3 protein-coding genes are annotated in these 6300 nt (G+C 66.0%); all 3 read right to left on the bottom strand.

Going from position 1 to position 6300, the window contains the following annotated elements:
• On the bottom strand, positions 1–254 hold a 254-nt coding region (locus ACIRJP_RS41815; RefSeq protein ID WP_404186362.1), incomplete at its 3' end, for a hypothetical protein.
• 9 nt (positions 255–263) lie between these two features.
• A complete protein-coding gene (locus ACIRJP_RS41810) occupies positions 264–2903 on the bottom strand; it encodes an amino acid adenylation domain-containing protein (RefSeq protein ID WP_404186360.1) in 2640 nt (879 codons plus the stop codon).
• The gene (locus ACIRJP_RS41805; protein WP_404186358.1) at positions 2900–6256 is read right to left on the bottom strand and encodes an amino acid adenylation domain-containing protein; all 3357 of its coding nucleotides are present in this window, start codon (positions 6254–6256) and stop codon (positions 2900–2902) included. The genes ACIRJP_RS41810 and ACIRJP_RS41805 overlap by 4 nt, the downstream gene beginning before the upstream one ends.
• Positions 6257–6300: the final 44 nt, after the last annotated feature.

Genomic DNA, 6300 nt, shown 5'->3' with positions numbered 1-6300 from the left:
TCGGGGGCGGGGAGGGCTTTGGTGTCGATTTTGCCGTTGGGGGTGAGGGGTAGTTGGTCGAGTGTCACGTAGGTGGTGGGGATCATGTAGTGGGGGAGTTGGTGTTGGAGGTGGGTGCGTAGTTCGTCGGAGTTCGGGTTGTTTCCGGGGGTGGTGGTGATGTAGGCGGTGAGTTGTTTGTTGCCGGGGGTGTCTTCGCGGAGGGTGATGGTGGTGGTGTGGATGTGGGGGTGGGTGTTGAGGGCGTTTTCGATTTCGCCGAGTTAGATGCGGTAGCCGCGGTGTTTGTTTTGGTTGTCGTTGGGGCCGATGAATTCGTGGGTGCCGTCGGGGCGCCAGGTGAGGTGGTCGCCGGTGTGGTAGGTGGGGGGGTCGTTGGGGGTGCGGGGGTTGTTGGGGGTGTGGAGGGGGTTGGGGGTGAAGCGTTGGGTGGTGAGGTCGGTGCGGTTGTGGTAGTTGCGGGCGAGGCAGATGCCGCCGAGGAGGGCGTGTCCGGGGATGCCGATGGGTGCGGGTTGGTTGTGGTGGTCGAGGATGTAGGTGGTGGTGTTGGTGATGGGGCGGCCGAGGGTGGTGGTGTGGCCGTTGGGGTCGGGTGTGGTGGTGAGGCTCATGACGTTGGCGACGGAGCCTTCGGTGGCGCCGTATTCGTTGCTGATGGTGGTTGTGGTGGTGCTGGTGTCGAGGAGTTGGGTGACGAGGGTGGGGGTGAGGTTTTCGCCGCCGGCGATGATGGTGGTGATGTGGTGGGTGGCGTTTTGGGTGTTGAGGTGGGCGGCGAGGATTTCGAGGTGGGAGGGGGTTGCTTTGAGGAAGCTGATCGGGACGTTGGTCAGGATCAGTTCGATGGCGGCGTCGAAGGCGGTCTGATCCGGTTCTGTCTGGGGGATGGCGAGTTGGGTGCCTTGGATGAGGGGGAGGAAGAGGGCGGTGATGGTGAGGTCGAAGGTGACCGAGGAGTAGAGGATGGTGCCGATGCCGCTGGGCTTCTCGACGGGGTAGTTCTGGTCGCACCAGTGGAGGTAGTTGACGACGCCGCGGTGTTCCAGGGCCACACCCTTTGGTCTGCCGGTTGAGCCGGAGGTGTAGATGATGTAGGCGAGGTCGTCGGGTGTGGCCATGGGCAGGGGGTTTTCGGTGGGGCCGTCGGGCCATTCGGTGTCGACGAGGAGACGCGGTGTGTTGGCGGGGAGTCGGTCATTGTGCTGTGTGCTGGTGATGATGAGTGGTGCTTGTGCGTCTTCGGTCATGTAGGTGATGCGGTCGGTGGGGTAGTCCGGGTCCAGGGGTATGAAGGCGGCTCCGGCTTTGAGGATGCCGAGGAGGGTGGCGATGAGTTCGGGGGAGCGGTCGAGGCAGACGGCGATCAGGGTGTCGGGGGTGATGCCGGTGGTGCGCAGGTGGTGGGCGAGCTGGTTGGCGCGGGCGTTGAGCTGGGTGTAGGTCCACTGCTCGGTGCCGTGGGTGAGGGCGATGGAGTCCGGGTCGGTGCTGACGCGGTCCTCGATGAGTGAGTGGATGGTCGCCGTGTCGGGGTAAGGGCCGGTGCTCCCGTTCCAGTCGACCAGGATCTCCTGCCGCTCCCGCTCCGTCAGCATGTTCAGTTCGCCGATACGCCCTTCGGGAGCTGCTACGACGGACTCCAGCAGGGTTCGGAGGTGGCCGGCCATCCGCTCGATCGTCGCCGCGTCGAACCGGCTCCGGTCGTACACGAACCGGAACTCCAGGGCTCGCCCCGCCGACGCGACCAGCGTGAGCGGATAGCCCGTGCGCTCCGCGCAGTTGACGAGACGCCGGGTCAGCCCCTCGGGGAAGTCCGACGGCTTCTGGACCACCGGGTAGTTCTCGAAGACCAGGATGGACCGGAACAGCGGCTCCCCCCGGGGGATGCTGCTGTTCTTCTGTACATCGACCAGGTGGCAGTACTCCCACTGCCGCATCTCCAACTGCTCGTCCTGAAGATCCCGCAGCCAGTCCGAGACCCCCAGCTCACCCGTGAGCCGGCCTCGCACCGGAAGGGTGTTGATGAACAACCCCATCATCGAGTCCACGCCCGGCAGCGCGATCGAGCGGCCCGAGATGGTCGAGCCGAACAGCACCTCGTCGCGGCGGCTGTACCGGGAGAGCAGGATCGACCACAGCCCCTGCACCAGAGTGTTCATCGTGATCCGCTGGGACCTGGCGTAGTCGCGAGCCTGCGCGAACAGGTCGGGGGAGGCGTGCACCTCGAACTCCCCGACACCTGTGTCCCCGGTGTCCCGGTCCACGTGCAGGTCGGTCGGTTCGGTGATCCCCGCCAGATAGTTCGTCCAGAAGTCCGCTGAGGCATCGCCCCGTTGGGCATTGAGCCACTCGATGTAGCGACGGTACGGCACGGTCGGCGGCAGCGCGGCCGGTGTACCGTCGAGCAGCCTGCGGTACAGGGTGAACAACTCCTTCTGGAGGATCTGCACGCTCCATCCGTCCAGCAGGATGTGGTGGAACGACCACACGACGAAGCGCCGTTCCTCCGCCGTCCGCAGCACAGTCACCCGCACCAGCGGCGCCCGGGAAAGGTCGAAGCCGCGCTCCCAGTCCTCCGCCAGGAAGGCATCCAGCCGCTGTTCCTGGTCGGGCAGGCCGCGCAGGTCCCGCACCGCGAACGGAACGGGGGCCTTGCGCTGCACCACCTGCACGGGTTCCGACACGCCTTCCCACACGAACGCGCTGCGCAGGATCGAGTGCCGGTCGACGAGTTGCTGCCACGCCTGTGCGAACAGCGCGTCGTCGAAGGCCCCTTCGACCTCTTCCGTCATCTGCACCATGTACGGCCGGGTGTCGGACGTGTCCTCCAGTGAGTGGAAGAGCATCCCGAACTGCAGGGGCGAGAGCCCGTAGACGTCTTCCACGTTGTGCGTGCTCATATTGAGAACCTCTTCAGGATCGCGGCCATGTCGGTGTCACCGACGTCGGTGAGGGGGATGCCCGGGGCGGTCCGGGAGTCGGCGGCTCCTTCGGCGCTGCCGGCGATCAGCCCGCGCAGGTGGTTGATCATTCCGTCACCCAGTCGCTCGACGGTCTGCCGATCGTGCAGCGCGGCCGAATAGCCGATGTACACCCCGAACGTGTCGCCCTCGACGGCCGCGGTCACGTCGAGGACGTTCCAGCGCATGCCGTCAGGGCTGATCGAGTGTCCCTTGGGCTCGTTCGCAGGGGCGTACTGCCCGATGCCCGGAAGGTCCCGGGCGAACTGTCCCAGGTAATTGAAATTGACCTCAGGGACCGGCTGTTCGCCCAGAACGGACGCTACCTCGGGCGCCCCGAGGTAGCGCAGGATGCCGTAGCCGACGCCGTTGTTCGGGATCCGGCCCAACTGCTCCTTGACGGAGTCGAGCGAAGCGAGCGGTTCGGCGCCGGGCGCCAGCCGCAGGGCGACGGGGAACACGGACGTGAACCACCCGACGGTTCGCGACACGTCCACGTCGGGGAAGAGATCCTCGCGGCCGTGCCCCTCCAGACCGATCAGCGTTTCGTCGTCACCGGTCCAGTCTCTCAGCGCGTGGGCGAGAGCGGTGAGGAGCGCGTCGTTGATCCGCGTGTTGAAGGCGCGGGGCACGTCCCGCAGCAGGGCGCGCGTCTCCTCAGGGGTGAGGGCCACAGCGACGGTGGACGCCGAGCCCAGGTCGTTCCGTCCGTCCCGGTCGCGCGGCACCCGCCCGCCGGGCTTCGCCTCCGCCCAGTACGCGAACTCGGCACCTGCCGCGTCCGACGTCGCGAACCCGCGCAGCCGTTCCGCCCAGGCTCGGAAGGATGTCGTCTTCGCGGGGAGACGCGGTGCCCCGCCGACGGCGCGCTGCTCGTAGCAACTCCCCAAGTCCTCCAGGAGGATCCGCCAGGAGACCCCGTCGACCGCCAAGTGGTGTACGGCGATGAGCAACCGCTGCCCCCGCGCCGCTCCCAGCTCCAGCAGGACGCACCGCATCAGAGGTCCCTTTGCCAGGTCGAGGCCCTGCTGCGTCTCCTCCGCGATACCGAGCGACACCGCGCCGAGGTCGCTGTCGGAGACATCGGACAGGTCATGGACGTCGAGGATGCCGGTGTCCACCGGCTCGTCCAGATACTGTCGCCAGCCGTCCTCACCACTCTCGCACCGCAGCCGCAAGGCGTCGTGATGCTCGATCAGGTCGGCGAGCGCCAGCCGGAGAACATCGGGGTCCAAAGCGTCGGTGGCCAGCAGCTCGGCCTGGTTGAAGTGGTCGAAGGCCGGCAGTTCCTTCTCGAAGAACCAGTGCTGGATCGGCGTCAGAGGCACGTCACCCACCACGCGTCCCTGCTCCGCGTCGACCGGAGTGGTCGCGCCGGCGTGGACCGCGATCTCGGCGATGGTCTGATGCTTGAAGATCAGGCGAGGGGTGAGGTGCAGGCCGAACTTCTTCGCCCTGGCGATCATCTGGATACTGACGATCGAGTCGCCGCCGAGTTCGAAGAAGTTGTCGTGGATGCCGATGGTGTCGATGCCGAGGATGTCGCCCCACACGGAAGCGAGGGTGCGTTCGGTGTTGGTGCGGGGGGTGGTGTAGGTGGTGGGGAGGTGGGGGCGGTGGTGGTCGGGGGCGGGGAGGGCTTTGGTGTCGATTTTGCCGTTGGGGGTGAGGGGTAGTTGGTCGAGTGTCACGTAGGTGGTGGGGATCATGTAGTGGGGGAGTTGGTGTTGGAGGTGGGTGCGTAGTTCGTCGGAGTTCGGGTTGTTTCCGGGGGTGGTGGTGATGTAGGCGGTGAGTTGTTTGTTGCCGGGGGTGTCTTCGCGGAGGGTGATGGTGGTGGTGTGGATGTGGGGGTGGGTGTTGAGTGCGTTTTCGATTTCGCCGAGTTCGATGCGGTAGCCGCGGAGTTTGATTTGGTTGTCGATGCGGCCGATGAATTCGAGGGTGCCGTCGGGGCGCCAGGTGAGGAGGTCGCCGGGGTGGTAGGTGCGGGGGTCGTTGGGGGTGCGGGGGTTGTTGGGGGTGTGGAGGGGGTTGGGGGTGAAGCGTTGGGTGGTGAGGTCGGTGCGGTTGTGGTAGTTGCGGGCGAGGCAGATGCCGCCGAGGAGGGCGTGTCCGGGGATGCCGATGGGTGCGGGTTGGTTGTGGTGGTCGAGGATGTAGGTGGTGGTGTTGGTGATGGGGCGGCCGAGGGTGGTGGTGTGGCCGTTGGGGTCGGGTGTGGTGGTGAGGCTCATGACGTTGGCGACGGAGCCTTCGGTGGCGCCGTATTCGTTGCTGATGGTGGTTGTGGTGGTGCTGGTGTCGAGGAGTTGGGTGACGAGGGTGGGGGTGAGGTTTTCGCCGCCGGCGATGATGGTGGTGATGTGGTGGGTGGCGTTTTGGGTGTTGAGGTGGGCGGCGAGGATTTCGAGGTGGGAGGGGGTTGCTTTGAGGAAGCTGATCGGGACGTTGGTCAGGATCAGTTCGATGGCGGCGTCGAAGGCGGTCTGATCCGGTTCTGTCTGGGGGATGGCGAGTTGGGTGCCTTGGATGAGGGGGAGGAAGAGGGCGGTGATGGTGAGGTCGAAGGTGACCGAGGAGTAGAGGATGGTGCCGATGCCGCTGGGCTTCTCGACGGGGTAGTTCTGGTCGCACCAGTGGAGGTAGTTGACGACGCCGCGGTGTTCCAGGGCCACACCCTTTGGTCTGCCGGTTGAGCCGGAGGTGTAGATGATGTAGGCGAGGTCGTCGGGTGTGGCCATGGGCAGGGGGTTTTCGGTGGGGCCGTCGGGCCATTCGGTGTCGACGAGGAGACGCGGTGTGTTGGCGGGGAGTCGGTCATTGTGCTGTGTGCTGGTGATGATGAGTGGTGCTTGTGCGTCTTCGGTCATGTAGGTGATGCGGTCGGTGGGGTAGTCCGGGTCCAGGGGTATGAAGGCGGCTCCGGCTTTGAGGATGCCGAGGAGGGTGGCGATGAGTTCGGGGGAGCGGTCGAGGCAGACGGCGATCAGGGTGTCGGGGGTGATGCCGGTGGTGCGCAGGTGGTGGGCGAGCTGGTTGGCGCGGGCGTTGAGCTGGGTGTAGGTCCACTGCTCGGCGCCGTGGGTGAGGGCGATGGAGTCCGGGTCGGTGCTGACGCGGTCCTCGATGAGTGAGTGGATGGTCGCCGTGTCGGGGTAAGGGCCGGTGCTCCCGTTCCAGTCGACCAGGATCTCCTGCCGCTCCCGCTCCGTCAGCATGTTCAACTCGGACAACCGTGCGTCAGGGGCAGCTGCCGCGGAGGCGGCGAGCGTGGCCAGATGGCCGGCCATCCGCTCGATCCTCGCCCGATCGAACAGATCCGTCCGATACTCCA

Origin of the sequence: Streptomyces sp. NPDC102437, from assembly GCF_044765565.1 — a bacterium.
GTDB lineage: Bacteria > Actinomycetota > Actinomycetes > Streptomycetales > Streptomycetaceae > Streptomyces.
Note: the sequence above shows the minus strand (reverse complement) of the source record. Positions and strands in the feature narration are given on the sequence as shown.

Excerpts from the sequence above, each read along its gene's own strand:
- ACIRJP_RS41810 (WP_404186360.1), bottom strand. The coding sequence starts at position 2,903 with ATGAGCACGCACAACGTGGAAGACGTCTACGGGCTCTCGCCCCTGCAG.
- ACIRJP_RS41805 (WP_404186358.1), bottom strand. The coding sequence starts at position 6,256 with ATGGCCGGCCATCTGGCCACGCTCGCCGCCTCCGCGGCAGCTGCCCCT.